The sequence below is a fragment of the Mycolicibacterium cosmeticum genome, from assembly GCF_000613185.1.
GTDB lineage: Bacteria > Actinomycetota > Actinomycetes > Mycobacteriales > Mycobacteriaceae > Mycobacterium > Mycobacterium cosmeticum.
Genome location: NZ_CCBB010000003.1, coordinates 1,342,176 through 1,357,065, shown reverse-complemented (window position 1 = coordinate 1,357,065; position 14,890 = coordinate 1,342,176). Strand labels below are relative to the sequence as shown.

Annotated in this window: 19 protein-coding genes; 12 read left to right on the top strand and 7 right to left on the bottom strand. The window is 70.9% G+C overall.

The window, feature by feature from the left end; genetic code table 11:
* The first annotated feature begins 5 nt into the window (after positions 1-5).
* From crcB (BN977_RS25730) to mbtN, 6 genes are read left to right on the top strand one after another with little or no spacing between them, the layout of a single operon-like run.
* Complete coding sequence (gene crcB / locus BN977_RS25730; RefSeq protein WP_024451289.1) at positions 6-401, top strand: fluoride efflux transporter CrcB; 396 nt, start codon at positions 6-8, stop codon at positions 399-401.
* Entirely contained in the window at positions 398-766 is a 369-nt protein-coding gene (gene crcB / locus BN977_RS25725) for a fluoride efflux transporter CrcB (RefSeq protein ID WP_036402534.1), read from the top strand. Before crcB (BN977_RS25730) ends, crcB (BN977_RS25725) begins: the two co-directional genes overlap by 4 nt.
* The gene (locus BN977_RS25720; protein ID WP_036402532.1) at positions 763-1,803 is read left to right on the top strand and encodes a putative PII-like signaling protein; all 1,041 of its coding nucleotides are present in this window, start codon (positions 763-765) and stop codon (positions 1,801-1,803) included. Before crcB (BN977_RS25725) ends, BN977_RS25720 begins: the two co-directional genes overlap by 4 nt.
* Before the next feature lie 53 nt (positions 1,804-1,856).
* Positions 1,857-2,126, top strand: coding sequence for an acyl carrier protein (locus BN977_RS25715; protein ID WP_036402530.1), 270 nt, complete (start codon positions 1,857-1,859; stop codon positions 2,124-2,126).
* 5 nt (positions 2,127-2,131) lie between these two features.
* Complete coding sequence (gene mbtM, locus BN977_RS25710; RefSeq protein WP_191262510.1) at positions 2,132-3,700, top strand: long-chain-fatty acid--ACP ligase MbtM; 1,569 nt, start codon at positions 2,132-2,134, stop codon at positions 3,698-3,700.
* Positions 3,697-4,866 carry a mycobactin biosynthesis acyl-ACP dehydrogenase MbtN gene (gene mbtN, locus BN977_RS25705; protein ID WP_036402526.1) on the top strand — a complete coding sequence of 390 codons (1,170 nt, stop codon included), beginning with the start codon at positions 3,697-3,699 and terminating at the stop codon, positions 4,864-4,866. The genes mbtM and mbtN overlap by 4 nt, the downstream gene beginning before the upstream one ends.
* A 2-nt stretch (positions 4,867-4,868) precedes the next feature.
* On the opposite strand, the gene BN977_RS25700 is transcribed toward mbtN, so the two are convergent.
* Positions 4,869-5,498 (bottom strand): GNAT family N-acetyltransferase, encoded by a 630-nt coding sequence (locus tag BN977_RS25700; RefSeq protein ID WP_036402524.1) that lies wholly within the window; start codon positions 5,496-5,498, stop codon positions 4,869-4,871.
* A 41-nt stretch (positions 5,499-5,539) separates the two neighbouring features.
* Positions 5,540-5,884: a DUF488 domain-containing protein gene (locus BN977_RS25695; protein WP_407661212.1), complete on the bottom strand. Its 345-nt coding sequence runs from the start codon at positions 5,882-5,884 to the stop codon at positions 5,540-5,542.
* A gap of 18 nt (positions 5,885-5,902) precedes the next feature.
* On the opposite strand from BN977_RS25695, the gene BN977_RS25690 reads away from it, so the two are divergent.
* Positions 5,903-6,112 carry a hypothetical protein gene (locus BN977_RS25690; protein WP_024451297.1) on the top strand — a complete coding sequence of 70 codons (210 nt, stop codon included), beginning with the start codon at positions 5,903-5,905 and terminating at the stop codon, positions 6,110-6,112.
* On the opposite strand, the gene BN977_RS25685 is transcribed toward BN977_RS25690, so the two are convergent.
* Entirely contained in the window at positions 6,109-6,849 is a 741-nt protein-coding gene (locus tag BN977_RS25685) for an IclR family transcriptional regulator (protein ID WP_024451298.1), read from the bottom strand. The genes BN977_RS25690 and BN977_RS25685 overlap by 4 nt on opposite strands.
* Positions 6,850-6,990: 141 nt before the next feature.
* Here BN977_RS25685 and BN977_RS25680 point away from each other — a divergent pair, with 141 nt between their 5' ends.
* From BN977_RS25680 to ptsP, 4 genes are read left to right on the top strand one after another with little or no spacing between them, the layout of a single operon-like run.
* Positions 6,991-7,755: an MIP/aquaporin family protein gene (locus BN977_RS25680; RefSeq protein WP_024451299.1), complete on the top strand. Its 765-nt coding sequence runs from the start codon at positions 6,991-6,993 to the stop codon at positions 7,753-7,755.
* A 10-nt stretch (positions 7,756-7,765) separates the two neighbouring features.
* A complete protein-coding gene (dhaK, locus tag BN977_RS25675; RefSeq protein WP_024451300.1) occupies positions 7,766-8,764 on the top strand; it encodes a dihydroxyacetone kinase subunit DhaK in 999 nt (332 codons plus the stop codon).
* A 2-nt stretch (positions 8,765-8,766) separates the two neighbouring features.
* The gene (gene dhaL / locus BN977_RS25670; protein WP_036402521.1) at positions 8,767-9,348 is read left to right on the top strand and encodes a dihydroxyacetone kinase subunit DhaL; all 582 of its coding nucleotides are present in this window, start codon (positions 8,767-8,769) and stop codon (positions 9,346-9,348) included.
* Positions 9,345-11,771 carry a phosphoenolpyruvate--protein phosphotransferase gene (gene ptsP, locus BN977_RS25665; RefSeq protein WP_036402519.1) on the top strand — a complete coding sequence of 809 codons (2,427 nt, stop codon included), beginning with the start codon at positions 9,345-9,347 and terminating at the stop codon, positions 11,769-11,771. Before dhaL ends, ptsP begins: the two co-directional genes overlap by 4 nt.
* 7 nt (positions 11,772-11,778) lie before the next feature.
* On the opposite strand, the gene BN977_RS25660 is transcribed toward ptsP, so the two are convergent.
* Complete coding sequence (locus BN977_RS25660) at positions 11,779-12,165, bottom strand: DUF2237 family protein (protein WP_024451303.1); 387 nt, start codon at positions 12,163-12,165, stop codon at positions 11,779-11,781.
* Between the two features lie 127 nt (positions 12,166-12,292).
* Between BN977_RS25660 and BN977_RS25655 the strand changes: the two genes are divergently transcribed.
* Positions 12,293-12,529 carry a hypothetical protein gene (locus BN977_RS25655; protein ID WP_036402516.1) on the top strand — a complete coding sequence of 79 codons (237 nt, stop codon included), beginning with the start codon at positions 12,293-12,295 and terminating at the stop codon, positions 12,527-12,529.
* Here the strand turns inward: BN977_RS25655 and BN977_RS25650 are convergent.
* From BN977_RS25650 to BN977_RS25640, 3 genes are read right to left on the bottom strand one after another with little or no spacing between them, the layout of a single operon-like run.
* On the bottom strand, positions 12,486-13,646 hold the full coding sequence (locus tag BN977_RS25650; protein WP_036402514.1) for an N-acetylglucosamine-6-phosphate deacetylase: 1,161 nt from the start codon (positions 13,644-13,646) through the stop codon (positions 12,486-12,488). The two genes, BN977_RS25655 and BN977_RS25650, sit on opposite strands and share 44 nt — an antisense overlap.
* A complete protein-coding gene (gene nagB, locus BN977_RS25645) occupies positions 13,647-14,432 on the bottom strand; it encodes a glucosamine-6-phosphate deaminase (protein WP_036402511.1) in 786 nt (261 codons plus the stop codon).
* A complete protein-coding gene (locus BN977_RS25640) occupies positions 14,432-14,887 on the bottom strand; it encodes a PTS sugar transporter subunit IIA (RefSeq protein WP_036402508.1) in 456 nt (151 codons plus the stop codon). The genes nagB and BN977_RS25640 overlap by 1 nt, the downstream gene beginning before the upstream one ends.
* Positions 14,888-14,890: the final 3 nt, after the last annotated feature.

The window sequence follows — 14,890 nt, the reverse complement described above, 5'->3', positions numbered from 1 at the left end:
GCGGCATGACTGGCTTCGACCGACGCGAACTGGCGGCCGTGTTCGCCGGTGGCGCCCTGGGCACACTGGCCCGGGCGGGGCTGGGTCATGTGCTGACGGTGCCACCCGGGCACTGGCCGTGGCCGACGTTCATCGTGAACATCGTCGGCACGGTGCTGCTGGCCTTCTTCACCACGCGCCTGCTGGAGCGGTTGCCGACATCGGCGTACCGGCGGCCGCTTTTGGGCACCGGATTGTGTGGCGGCCTCACCACGTTCTCCACCATGCAGGTGGAGACGGTGGCCATGCTGGAGCACCGGTTCTACGCGCTGGCCGCCGCCTATACCGTGGCCGGCATCGTCGTCGGATTGCTTGCCATGCACGTCACCACCGCGCTGGTGCGGCGGGCGCGGGTCCGATGACGACCGTCGCCCTCTGGATCGGTGTCGCGCTGATCGGCGGTGTCGGCGCGGTATGCCGGTTCGTGGTGGACAAGCGCGTGCAGCAGCGGGTGTCGCGGCCGTTTCCGGTGGGGACGCTGGTGGTCAACATCAGCGGCGCCTGGCTGCTGGGTTTCATCGGCGGGCTGGCCCTGAGCCCGCACGTGGCGCTGTTGGCCGGCACCGCGTTCGTCGGCGCCTACACCACCTTCTCGACGTGGATGCTGGAGACCCAACGCTTGGGCGAGGAACGCCAGATGTGGCCGGCCGCCGCCAATATCGTGATCAGCATGGCGCTCGGGCTGGCCGCGGCGTGGCTGGGCCAGACGATGGGAGCCGCGCTGTGAGCACCGAGTACCTGAAGCTCACCGCGTATTTCGGGGAGCGGTTGCGGGGGCAGCGCCGCTTCGTCGCCGACGAACTGCTGGACCTGTTCGGGGCGCATCGGGTGGCCACCAGCGTGGTGCTGCGCGGTAGCGCCGGCTACGGGCCGCGCCACGAATTGCGCAGCGACCTGACGCTGTCGCTGTCGGAGGACCTGCCGGTCGCCGTGGCCGCGGTGGACCGCGCCGAACGGATCACCGGGCTGGCCGAACAGGCGGTGACGATGATCAGCCGGGGCATCGTCACCCTGGAGCGGGCGCAGCTGCTCGGTGCGCCGCCACCCGAGCACGCCAAACTGACCGTCTACGTCAAGCGCACCGGGTCCTATCGCGCCGTCTGCCACATCCTGCGCGCGCACGGCTTCGCCGGGGCGGCCGCGTTCCTCGGCGTGGACGGCACCACCGGTGGCCGGCGCAGGCGGGCCCGCTTCTTCAGCGCCAACGCCGATGTCCCGGTGATGATCATCGCCCCGGGCACCGGTGAGCAGGTGGCCGCCGCCGCGCCCGAGCTGCAGCGGCTGGTGCCCGGCGCCACCATGACGGTGGAGCGGGCGCAGGTGTGCAAGCGGGACGGCCGGCTGCTCGCAACGCCGGACCCGCTGCCCGCCACCGACGCCGATGGACGGCCGCTGTACCAGAAACTGATGATCCACACCGCGGAGAACACCATGGCACCGCACGGCGAGATACCGATTCACCGGGCGCTGGTTGCCCGGCTCCGAGACCGCCGGGCGGTCAGCGGGGTGACAGTGCTGCGCGGCGTCTGGGGCTTCCACGGTGACCATGAACCGCACGGCGACAAGCTGTTTCAGCTCAGCCGCCGGGTGCCGGTGACCACGGTGGTGGTGGACACCCCGGCGCGCATCGCTGCGTGCTTCGATATCGTCGACGAGCTGACCGGCCGGCACGGCCTGGTCACCAGCGAGCTTGTTCCGGCCTTGGTGAGTATCGACGGCGGCCACCGGCGCGGTGACACGGGGCTGGCCGCGCACAGCGGATGAAGCCACGAGGTAAGCCTAGCCTTGGCTAACTTGCCCGTGTAGCGTCCACCGACATGGAACAGTCACCACCCGCTGCTGTCAACCCTGAGCTGCTCGCCATCCTGAGAGACGATCTCAGCGTCGACGTCAGCCGGATCACCCGAGACTCCCGGCTGATCGACGATCTGGGCATGGATTCGGTGGCCTTCGCGGTCGGCATGGTTGCCATCGAGGACCGCCTCGACGCCGCCCTCAGCGAAGAGGACCTGCTCAGCTGCGAGACCGTGGGCCAACTGGAGGCCGCGGTGCTGGCCAAACTCCCCGCCGGGCAGGGCAACTCGTGAACGTTCTGGCCGACGCCCTGCGGCGGTCGATGACCACGTCGACCAACGACCTGCACGTCTTCGACACCGACACCGGCGCATGGACCCGCCACCCGTGGGCCGAGGTGCATGCCCGCGCCGAGAACGTGGCGGCCCGCATCTGCGCCGACGGGGCCCCGGCCGTGGGCCTCGTCGGAGAGCCGAACGTCGAGTTCATCGCCGCGATCACCGGCGCCTTCCTGGCCGGTGCCGCCGTGTCGATCCTGCCAGGGCCGGTCCGCGGCGCCGACCCGAAACGATGGGCACAGTCCACCCTGGCCCGGTTCGACGGCATCGGCGTGCGCACCGTGTTCAGCCACGGCGGGCACCTGCGCGAACTCGGCGCCGCCGAAAGCGCGCTGACCGTGCACGACGTCACCACCGTCGCGCACCCGCGCCGGTCGGTCACCCACGACGGCACCGTCGGGAACACCGTGGCCGTCCTGCAAGGCACCGCCGGATCGACGGGAACGCCTCGTACCGCCCAGCTTTCACCCGAGGCGGTGCTGGCGAACCTGCAGGCACTCGTGGCCCGGGTCGAGGTGGATGCCGGCGAAACCGGGCACTCGTGGCTGCCGCTCTATCACGATATGGGGCTGGCCTTCCTGCTCACCATGACACTCGGCGGGGCCAACCTGTGGCAGGCCCCGACGTCGGCGTTCTCGGCGCAGCCGTTCGGCTGGTTGAAGTGGCTCACCGACAGCCGCGCCACCGTGACCGCCGCGCCGAACATGGCCTACAACATCGTCGGCAAGTACGCCCGCCTGGTCAGCGACGTCGACTTCTCGCACCTGCGGTTCGCGCTCAACGGCGGCGAACCGGTGGACTGCGACGGCAGCGCCCGGTTCGCCACCGAGATGGCCCGCTTCGGCCTGCGGCCGGGCGCCTTGGCGCCGTCCTACGGCTTGGCCGAATCAAATTGCGCGGTCAGCGTTCCCACCCCGGGCGGCGGGCTGCGCGTCGACGAGATCCAGGTGGTCAGCGACGACGGCGGCTATGTGCGCAAGCACGCCGTGCTCGGTGAGGCCATCCCCGGTATGCAGATCCGGATCACGCCGAACGAACGGTTCGCCGGCACCATCGTCGACCGCGAGGTCGGCGAGGTGCAGGTGCGCGGCACGTCGATGATGACCGGGTACCTCGGCGACGACCCCATCGACCGCGAAAGCTGGTTCCCGACAGGCGATATCGGCTACCTGCTGGACGGCAGCCTGGTGATCTGCGGGCGGGCCAAGGAGATCATCACCGTCGCCGGGCGCAACATCTTCCCGACCGAGATCGAACAGGTGGCCGCGCAGATCGACGGCATCCGCCCCGGCGCCGTGGTCGCCGTCGGCACCGACGCGTCCTCGACCCGGCCGGGACTGGTGATCGCCGCCGAATTCAAGGGTGCCGACGAACCGGCGGCGCGCAGCGCACTGGTGCAGCGCATCGCCTCCGAATGCGGCGTGGTGCCGGCCGATGTGGTGTTCATGCGGCCCGGGTCGCTGCCCCGCACCTCGTCGGGCAAGCTGCGCCGCCTCGAGGTCAAACGCAACCTGGAGGCCGCACCGTGACCGTTAGCGCACCGTCGCACCCAGCCACCGACGACTTCGCGGCCCTCCTCGGCCGGGTGTTCAACGATCGGGTCGCAGCCTGGACCGCCGAAGCCGAAGCGACCGAACGCTTCCCGCGCGAGCTCATCGAGTACCTGGGCCGTGAGGGGGTGTTCGCCGCCAAATGGGGCCAGGACAAACAACCCGACGTCGGCAAGGTGATCGCGCTGGCCACCGAATTGGGCCGGTTGGGTTCGGCGGGCATCGCGGTCGGGGTGAGCCTGCACGACTCGGCGATCGCCATTTTGCGCCGATTCGCGCGCAACGACCACCTGCGCGACATCGCCGACCGTGCCATCCGCGGCGACGCGGTGTTGTGTATCGGCGCGTCCGAAGAGTCCGGCGGATCCGACCTGCAGATCGTCGGCACCGAAGTGCGCTCGGCGCGAGGCGGTTTCGAGGTCAAGGGCATCAAGAAGTTCGTCTCGCTGTCCCCCATCGCCGATTACGTGATGGCCGTGGCCCGCAATGTGGACGATGACCCGTCCAGCCGACACGGCAATGTGGTCGTCGTCGCGGTCCCGCTGGACGATCCCGGGGTGGCGGTGCAGACGCCCTACCGCAAGGTGGGCGCCGGGCCGCTGGCCACCGCCGCGGTGCACATCGACACCTGGGTGCCCGCCGACGCGCTGGTGGCCCGCCCCGGCACCGGACTGGCCGCCATCTCCTGGGGGTTGGCGCATGAGCGGATGTCGGTGGCCGGGCAGGTGGCCAGCAATTGTCAGCGGCTGCTGGGAATCACGTTGGCGCGCATGATGGATCGTCGCCAGTTCGGGCACACCCTCTACGAACACCAGGCGCTGCGGATGCGGGTGGCCGACCTGCAGGCCCGGGTGGACATGCTGCGCCACGCGCTGACCGGTATCGCGGCGGGCAAGACCCTGGACCTGCGCACCGCCGCCGCCATGAAGGTCACCGCTGCCCGCCTCGGTGAAGAGGTGGTCAACGAATGCATGCACATCTTCGGCGGCACCGGCTATCTGGTCGACGAAACCCCACTCGGCCAGTACTGGCGCGACATGAAGCTGGCCCGGGTCGGCGGCGGCACCGACGAGGTGCTCTGGGAGTTGGTGGCCGCGGCCATGAAACCCGACCATGACGGCTATGCCGCGATGATGGCCCGCTGACCCTACCGGTGGGCCGGGATATCGTCCGGGGTGCGTGGAAACGTGTAGAGCGCCATCCGGCGATTCGACATCTGATGCTCGCCCAGGAAGGTGCATCCGACGTATTCGACCAGCCGGCGCGCGCCCACGTTGCGGTGATCGGGGTCGAACATCACCCGCCGGCACTGCGGCTCGCCGGCGAACAGGTCGACCAGCAGCTTGGGCAGGATCAGGGCGGCGATGCCCCGATTCACCAGGGTGGTGTCGGCGATGGCCGCGTGAATGCCCAGGTCGCACGGGTCGGCGTCGTACCGGGTGGCAATGGAATCCTTTGCCGCCCGGTAAATTTCGATATAGCCGACGTCCTCGCCCTTACGGCTGGTGATGAACGGGCGGGAGAACGAGCCGGCCAGCTGGGCCTTGAGGTACAGGCGCCAGCGTTCCGGCGGCCAGTCGTACTCCCACGCCTGCGCCAGGTGCGGCAGGTTCATCCACCGCGAGATCATCTCGGCGTCGGTGTCGGGGTCGGCCGGCCGGGCGCCGTACGGCGCGGCGATCTGCGGAATCGTCGGCGCCGGGACGGCGCGGACCTCGTCGGAAATCGTGGTCAACTCGCGCGGCAGGATGGGCAGCGCCTCGTCAGTCTCGATCATTTGAGGGACGAGCCTACCCAACGCCGCGAATTTCGGGTGAGCTACGCCAACAGGCCGCGCAGCACCGCGGCGTGGCTTTCGGCCAGGTCGCGGGTCGCGGTAACCAGGGTCACCGTGCCCGCGGCGGCCAGCTCGCGCAGTTCATCCAGGGCCGCTTTGCCCTCCGGCAGCGTCAGTTCGGCCTCGTACCGGGCGGCGAACTCGGCGAAGCGGGCGGACTGGTGCGAATACCAGCGGCGCAGGTCGTTGGACGGGGCCACGGCAGGCAGCCAATGACCCACCCGGGGATCGTCCTTGCGGAAGCCCCGCGGCCACAGCCGGTCCACCAGCACCCGCCGGCCGTCGTCCGGATCCAGTACCGCATACACTCGCGCCACCCGCACCATCGGTGCCATCGTAGGGACATGACGCGTGACCGGGTGGCCGAACTGCTCAGATGGGAGGACGCCGGCGCGCACTGGCAGGTGCTGTGGCAGAACCGGTCCGGCGAGGCGGTCTCGGAGGTCACCATCGCGCTGCTGCGCTGCGACGGCGGCGAGGAGGTGGACCGCTTCACCTCCGCCGACCCGGCGCTGCTGCGGTTCGTCGAGTCCCGGGGTGGGCGGTCGGGTTAACCGCGCGGCGGCCACACCGGCGCACCGAGTTCACGCGAGACCGTGCGGGCGGTGTCACGCAGCGCGTCGACATCGGCCGGTTCCAGCGGCCAGCGGCCGGTGGGCACCACCAGTCCGATCGCGCCGACGGCCTCGGCCGAGGAGTCGAAAACCACCGCCGCGGCGACACATTCACCGAGCACCGCTTCCTCGGCCTCGGTCGCGATACCGGTCTGGCGGGTTTGCGCAAGCTGTTCGGCGAGCGCGGCGGGATCGGTGACGGTCTCCCCGGTCATGCTGCGCAGAGTCGTTGGGGCGTAGTCTTTCCGGAACGCCAGCAGCCCCTTGCCGAGCGCGCTGGCATGGGCGGGGATGACGATGCCGACCTCCGGCATCTGCCGGGTGCCGTCCGGCCGCGGTTCGTGCGCCACCACGACGACCTCGTCGAACAACAGCACCCCGGTGCGCACCGCGCAACCGGTGCGCCGGGCCAGCCCTTCGGCCCAGATCGCCACGCGGGAGCGCAGTTCCAGGCTTTCCAGGTACACGTTGCCCAGCCGCAGCGTCGCCGGCCCCAGCCGGTAGCGGCCCGAGTCGGACTCCTGCTGCACCATGCCGTGCGCCAACAGGGTGCGGACCAGGCCGTGCACCGTCGAGGGCGCCAGTTCGATGGCGGTGGCAATCTCCCCCAGGCTCATCCGGCGCCCGCCCTGCAACACCGTGAGAATGCGCAGCGCCCGATCCACCGCCTGGATCATCACGGCCCCTCTCGTAGGTGTTCAGACCTCTTGTGCACCCCGAAGCATAAGCGTATGGTCCACATCACATTCGACATTATCGAATGTCATCCGAGATAGTCGCAGCGGTGCGCTGCCCCATCGTTCAAGGGAGAACGCGATATGGATGAGCCCTCGCTCTGGCAGAAGCTCGCGGCCGAGACGCTCGGCACGGCATTCCTGGTCTTCATCGGGGTGGGCGCGGTGCCCGCCACCATCATCGTGAACGGGGACGCGCCGTTCACCATGGCCGACCTCGGCATGATCTCGCTGGCCTTCGGCACCGTCGTGGTGGCCACCGTCTACGCCTTGGGGCACATCTCCGGCAACCACATCAATCCCGCCGTCACCATCGGACTGGCCGTCACCGGCCACTTCCCGTGGTCGCGGGTGCCCGCGTACATCGCCGCCCAGGTGGTGGGTGCCATCGTCGGAGCCGCGGCGATCCTGGGCGTGCTGGGCACGGCCGCCCGCGACGCCGGGCTGGGCATCGCCACCTACTCCGCACAGACGAGTCCGGTACAGGCGTTTTTCGCCGAGTTCGTGGGTACGTTCATTCTCGTGTTCACCGTCTTCGGCGTGATACACCGCAAGGCGCCGGCCGGTTTCGCCGGTGTCGCCATCGGCCTGGTCGTGTTCGCCGCCATCATCCCGGTCGCCCCCACCACCGGGGCCTCGATCAATCCGGCCCGCACCTTCGGCCCGATGCTCGTCCAGCAGTTGGCCGGCGGCTCGGTCTCCTGGCACCAGCTGCCGGTGTACGTCGTCGCCGAACTGCTCGCCGGCGCACTCGCCGCGCTCGGCTATGTCGCCATCTCCCGCACCCGCGCCGACGCCACCCCGGCGCCGGTGGCCACCCCGTCCGCCCCCACCAACGCAGCAGCCTGAGGATCCCAGCATGAAGAAGCTCATCAACGACCCCGCTGATGTCATCGCCGAAGCCTTGCGCGGCATCGCCTTTGCCCATCCGGAGTTGCGCGTCGACCACGCCAACCGGATCATCTACCGGGCCGACGCCCCGGTGTCCGGCAAGGTCGGGCTGATCTCCGGCGGCGGTTCGGGACACGAGCCGCTGCACGGCGGCTTCGTGGGCCGGGGCATGCTCGACGCGGCCTGCGCCGGTGAGGTCTTCACCTCGCCGGTGCCCGACCAGATGCTGGAGGCGACCAAGACCGTCGACAGCGGTGCCGGCGTGCTGCACATCGTGAAGAACTACACCGGCGACGTGATGAACTTCGAGATGGCCGCCGAACTGGCTGCCGCCGAAGGTGTCACCGTCGAGTCGGTCATCGTCGACGACGACGTCGCGGTGCAGGACAGCACCTACACCGCCGGCCGGCGCGGGGTCGGCGCCACCGTGCTGGTGGAAAAGATCGCCGGCGCCGCAGCGGATCTGGGCCGGTCACTGGCCGACGTCGCCGACGTGGCGCGCCGGGTGAACGCGGCGTCGCGCAGCATGGGGGTGGCGCTGACGTCGTGCACCGTGCCAGCGGTCGGCCATCCCACCTTCGATCTGCCCGACACCGACATCGAGATCGGCATCGGCATCCACGGCGAACCCGGCAGGCAACGCGTACCGATGCAGCCCGCCCGCGCCATCGCCGAGCAGATGGCCGAGCCCGTGCTGGCCGATCTCGATTTCGCCTCCGATGACGGAGTCATCCTGTTCGTCAACAGCATGGGCGCCACGCCGCTGATCGAGCTGTACGTGATGTACGCCGAATTCGCGGCCATCCTGGACAAGGCGGGTGTACGGATCGCCCGGTCCCTGGTGGGGCCCTACATCACCAGCCTGGACATGGCCGGCTGCTCGGTGACCTTACTGCGCGCCGACGACGAATTGCTGCGCCTGTGGGACCACCCGGTCAACACCCCGGCACTGCGGAGAGGATGCTGAGCATGGATGCGGCCCAACTGCAAGCCTGGGTGCGGGAATTCGCTCGCCTGATCGCCGAGAGCGCCCAGCATCTCAGCGATCTGGACGCCGCGATCGGCGACGCCGACCATGGCATCAACATGGACCGCGGGATGACCGCCGTGGTCGCCGCCCTCGACGAGTCACCACCGGCCGATGCGCCCGCGGCGTGCAAACAGATCGGCATGACGTTGGTGAAGTCGGTCGGCGGGGCCAGCGGTCCGCTGTACGGCACGTTCTTCCTGCGCATGGGCCCGGCGTGGGACCAGGGGTTCGCCGCCGCGCTGCGGGCCGGCGTCGAAGGGGTGGTCCAGCGTGGCCGCGCCGAGTTGGGCGACAAGACCATGTTCGACGCGCTGGCGCCCGCGTTGGAGGCGCTGGAATCCGGCGGTGATCTGGCCGCTGCGGCCGCCGCGGCCGAAAAGGGCCGCGACGGTACCGAATCCATGGTGGCCCGTAAGGGCCGGGCCAGCTACCTCGGGCAGCGCAGCGTCGGGCACATCGACCCGGGCGCGGCATCGGCGGCGCTGCTGCTCAGCGCGGCGGCAACGGTGGTGCGCACATGACGGTCGGCCTGGTCGTCGTCTCACACAGCCGCCCGCTGGCCCGCGCCGCCGTCGCCCTGGCCCAGGAGATGGTGCACGGCAAGGACATCCGCATCGCCATCGCGGCCGGCCTGGACGACACCACGTTCGGCACCGACGCCGCCGACATCGTCGATGCCGTCACCGACGCCGACAGCGGCGACGGCACGGTGGTGCTGATGGATCTGGGCAGCGCCGTGCTGTCCGCCGAACTCGCCCTCGAGCTGCTCGACGACGAGGTACGCGAGCGGGTGGTGCTGTGCCCCGCCCCACTCGTCGAGGGTCTGGTGGTGGCGGCCGTCGCGGCCGCCGGAGAGGCCTCGGCAGCCGAGATCGCCGCCGAGGCATCGGGTGCGCTGACCGGCAAGATCGCCCACCTCGGCCCGGCGCCCGCCGCGCCCGAATCCGCCGACGCGCAGGCCGCCGACGAACTGACCGGCAGTTTCGTCGTCGCCAACCCGCACGGGTTGCATGCCCGTCCGGCCGCCCGACTGGCCCAGGAGGTACGTCGCCGCGACGCCCGGGCCCGCATTCGCAACCCGCGCACCGACTCGGCCTGGGTCGATGCCGCCAGCCTGTCCAAGATCGCCACCCTCGGCGTGCGCAGCGGCGACGAGGTGCAGGTCCGGGTGGCGGGCAGCCAGGCCGCCGAAACGCTGGAGCACATCCTGGCCCTGGCCGCCCGCAACTTCGACGAAACCATCGACGTCCCAACCCAAATGGCCCCCCAGCCGGCCCGCAACCAGCCGATCGGCGCGGGTCCGGGCCTCGGCATCGGCCCGGCCCGCTCGGCCCGGCCTGGGGACGTCGTGGTGCCGGACGGACCCGGCGAGAGCCCGGCGGCGGAGCGGCGGCGGCTGAGCGCCGCGATCGCCGAGGTGCGCCGTGTCATCACGACGGTGCGGGCCCGGACCGCGCGCGACCTCGGTGAGACCGAGGCCGGCATCTTCGACGCCCACCTGTTACTGCTCGACGACGACGCCCTGCTCGGCGGAACCCAGCAGCGAATCGACCAGGGCCACAACGCCGCCGCCGCGTGGTCGGCCGCCGTCACCGCGCTGGCCGCCGAGTTCAGTGCGCTCACCGACCCGTACCTGCAGGCCCGCGCCGCCGACGTGCAGGCCGTCGGCGACCAGGTGCTGCGGGTGCTGGTGGGCGGTGCCACCGCCGCCCAGGAGATCAGCGGTGTGGTGGTGGCCGCCGATCTGAGCCCCGCCGAGGCCGCCGAACTCGATCCGGGCCGGGTGGCCGCGGTGCTGCTGGCGTTCGGCAGCCCGCAGGCACACAACGTGATCCTGTTGCGTGCCAAGGGCATTCCGGTGGTCGTCGGGGCCGGTCCGGCGGTGCTCGACATCGCCGACGGCAGCACGGTCGCGGTCGACGGCAACCGCGGCGAGTTCATCGTCGACCCCGGCGCCGCGGTCCGCGCCGAGTTCGAGGCCAAGGTCGCCGCGCTCGCCGAACGCCGGCAAGCGGCCCGGGCCCGGTCGGCCGAGCCCGCCGTCACCCGCGACGGGGTGCGCATCGGCGTCGGCGCCAACCTCGGGTCGGTGGACGATGCCAGGGCGGCCGCCGCCCACGGCGCCGACTTCGCCGGCCTGATCCGCACCGAGTTCCTGTTCCTGGGCCGCAGGCAGGCGCCCGACACCGACGAGCAGCTCGCCGTCTACCGCAAGATCGCGGAAGCGCTTGAGGGACGCCGGATCACGCTGCGCACCCTGGACGTCGGTGGGGACAAGCCGCTGGATTTCCTGCCGCTGCCGGTGGAGGGCAACCCGTATCTGGGCGTGCGGGGCCTGCGGATGTCGCTGGCACATCCCGAACTGTTCACCGAACAACTGCTGGCCATCGCCACCCTCGCCAGGCACACCCCGGTGAGCGTGATGTTCCCGATGGTCAGCACCCTGGACGAACTGTTCGCGGCGCGCCGGTTGCTCGACGATGCGCTGGGCCGCACGGGGCCGCACCCGCCGGCCGACCTCAAGGTCGGGATGATGGTCGAGGTGCCCACCGCCGCGCTGAAGGCTGCCGCGTTCGCCCCGCATGTCGATTTCTTCTCGATCGGCACCAACGATCTGACCCAGTACACGATGGCCGCCGACCGCAACAACGACGCGGTGGCCGGGCTCGGCGACACCTTCGATCCCGGGGTGCTGCAGTTGATCGCGGCCACCTGCCGGGGCGCCGCCGGGCAGGCCGGCGTCTCGGTCTGCGGGGAGTTCGCCGCCGACGAACGGGCGACGGGACTGCTCGTCGGCCTCGGGGTGGAGTCACTCAGTGTCACTCCCCCGGCCGTACCGGCGACCAAGGAGGCGGTGCGCGCCGTCGACGCGGCGGCCGCGGGCGCCCTGGCCGGGCAGGTGTTGTCGGCCGACTCGGCGGCGGCGGTGCGGGATCGGCTCTGAGGCCCGGCTACAGGTCGCTGGCGTCGTCGGGCACGTCGACGGCGTGCTCGGCGAGCGCCTCCAGCGACACCACGTCCAGGGTGCGTTCGTGGGTGGACGCCATCACCACCGGCGCGGCGTACCCGTCCTCGTAGGCGCGCAGCCAGTTGCGGGCGGTGACACACCAGCGGTCACCGGGCACCAGACCGGGAAACCGGTATTCGGGCATCGGGGTGGACAGGTCGTTGCCGATCGAACGTTGGTGGTCCAGGAACTCCCGCGTCACCACCGCGCAGATCGAGTGCAGGCCGGGATCCTCGGGGCCGGTCGAGCAGCAGCCGTCCCGGTAGAAGCCGGTGAGTGGTTCGGTACCACAGGGTTCCAGCGGGCCGCCGAGCACATTGCGTTCGGGCATCGTCTCATCATGCCCTGCCGGACCCGGTGGTGAGCGGTGCCCGCCGCGCCCGTGGCGGCGTCGCCGATACGCGCCGGTAACCGAGACTCTGTACAGTCGTAGCCGTTGCCAGCGTGGCGGCACTGGCATGAGGGTGATCAACGAGATGCACATGAACGGTTCGGCGAGCGATGCCGCGACGGCGATCGAGGAGCTGACGCTGACCGAACCCGACGATCCCCAGCCACCGGCCCCCCGGCACATCCCGAGCCCCGAGGACGGCGCCACCACACCCGGTGGCCCGACCATGGTACTGATCGGCACCGGCGTCTACGTCGCGTTCAAGGTGTGGCGGTATCGGCGGCGGCGTCGCCGTCAGGGCTGACCACCCACTCACCCCGGTACAGCGTCCCGGTCACCACGAGGCCGGCATCCAGCATCACCACATCGGCCGGTGCACCCGGCACCAGGCCGGGACGGGCCAACCCGAGTGCGCGGGCCGGGTTGATGGTCGCCTGGCGCACCGCCTGCAGCAGCGCGGCATCCCGGTCCAGGCCGCTGTGTGTGACGGCGAACCGGAACACCGCGTCCATGGTGGCGGTGCTGCCCGCGATGGTGTCGGTGCCCGCCACCCGGGCCACCCCGTCCACCACCTCGACCGCCATGGTGCCCAGCCGGTAGTGGCCGTCGGCGTTGCCGGTGGCGGCCATCGCGTCGGTGATCAGACTCACGCGTGCGCCGCTGCGGCAGACGTGCCGGTAGATCGCGGGGTCGAGGTGCACCCCGTCGGTGATCAGCTCGACGGTCACCCGCGGGTCCTCCAGCAGCGCGATGATGGGGCCGGGCGCACGGTGACCGATCGGGCGCATCGCGTTGAACAGGTGGGTGCCCACCGTCGCGCCCGCCTTGATCGCCGCCACGGTCTGTCCGTAGCCGGCCTCGGTATGCCCGATGGCGGCCACCACCCCGGCGTCGGTCAGCAGGCGGATCGCGTCCAGCGCCCCGTCACGCTCGGGAGCGACCGTCACCATCCTGATCGTCCCGGCGCCGGCCGCCAGGATGCGTTGCAACTCAACGGGATCCGGGTCGCGCATCAGCGCAGCATCGTGAGCGCCGCAGCGCTGGGTGGACAGCCACGGGCCTTCCAGGTGGATGCCGTCGATCAGCCCGGCGCGGGCGTGGCCGGCCAGGGCCGTGACCTGGCGCAGCAGGTCGTCGGGGGCGGCGGTGACCAGGGAGGCGATCAGCGTGGTGGTGCCGTGGCGGCGGTGCAGGCCGACCGCCGCGGTGGTGGCGGCCAGGTCGCCCGCCGAGAAGTCGGCGCCGGCGCCGCCGTGCACGTGGGTGTCGACGAAGCCCGGCACCACCAGCGCGGCGTGGTGGTCGGCCGGTGCCGGGGGTGCTGCGGCACCGACGGCGCGCACGGCGTCGCCCGCGGTCTCGATCCAGCCGGGCCGCAGCAGGTCGGTGCCCGTGAGCAGGGTGTCGGCGGCGATCAGCACTCAGATACCTTGCCAGGCCGGCTTGGACCGGTAGGCCTCGCGGTAGTAGTCGGACAGCTGCAGGAGGCGGGCCGCGGCATCGTCGAGCAGCACGGTCACATGCGGGTGGTGCTGCAGGATGGTCGCCGGCCACATCGCCGACACCGACCCCTCGACGAGGTGATGCACCGCCTCGGCCTTGGCCGCGCCGCGGGCGATGAGGATGACGTGCCGGGCGGCCATGATGGTGGCCAGCCCCTGGGTGAGGCAATGGGTGGGTACCGCGTCGACGTCGCCGCCGAAGAAGCGGGCGTTGTCGACACGGGTCTGCCGGGTCAGGGTTTTGATCCGGGTGCGCGACGCCAGGGACGACCCCGGCTCGTTGAAGCCGATGTGGCCGTCGGTACCGATGCCGAGGATCTGTAGGTCCACTCCGCCGGCGGCGGCGATCGCGTCCTCGTAGGCCGCGCACGCGACCGGGATGTCGTCGGCCAGACCGTCGGGCCCGGCGACCGCGCCTGGGGCGAAGTCGACGCGGGAGACGAAGACCGTGGCGATGACGTTGCGGTAGCGCTCGGGGTGCTCGGCGGGCAGCCCGACGTACTCGTCGAGGGTGAACCCGCGGGCACGGGCGAAGCTGAGTTGCCCGGCGTCACAGCGCGCGACGAGTTCGTCGTAGATGACCAGCGGTGACGAACCGGTGGCCAGGCCGAGCACCGCATCCGGTTTGCGGGTGAGCAGCGCGCCGATGGCATCGGCGGCCAGCGCACCCAGCTCCGCCGGGTCGGGCTGGATGACGACCTCCATTACTTGGCCGCCGTGAACAGTGCCGCCCCGCTGGTGATTTCGCCGTCGGCGCGGTCGCTGATGTTGTCGGGTTCGCGTTCGTCCATGACCACGACCGGCACGATCGGGTTGAGCCCCTTGGCGACGACCGCGGGCACGTCGTAGGTGACGATGAGCTGGCCCGCGGTGACGTCGTCGCCCTGGATGGCATGGGTGGTGAAGCCTTCGCCGGCCAGCGCGACGGTGTCCAGGCCGAGATGCACCAGGACGCCGACGTTGTCGTCCGTCATGACGATGTAGGCGTGCGGCATCAGCTTGATCAGCTTGCCGGTGACCGGGGCCAGCGCGTCGATGACGGTGTGCGGCGGGTCGATCGCGGCACCGTGGCCCACCATCCCCTGGGCGAACACCGGGTCCGGAACCTGGTCCAGGGCGACCGCCCGTCCGGCGACCGGGGCGTGAACATGTGTCGTCATGGT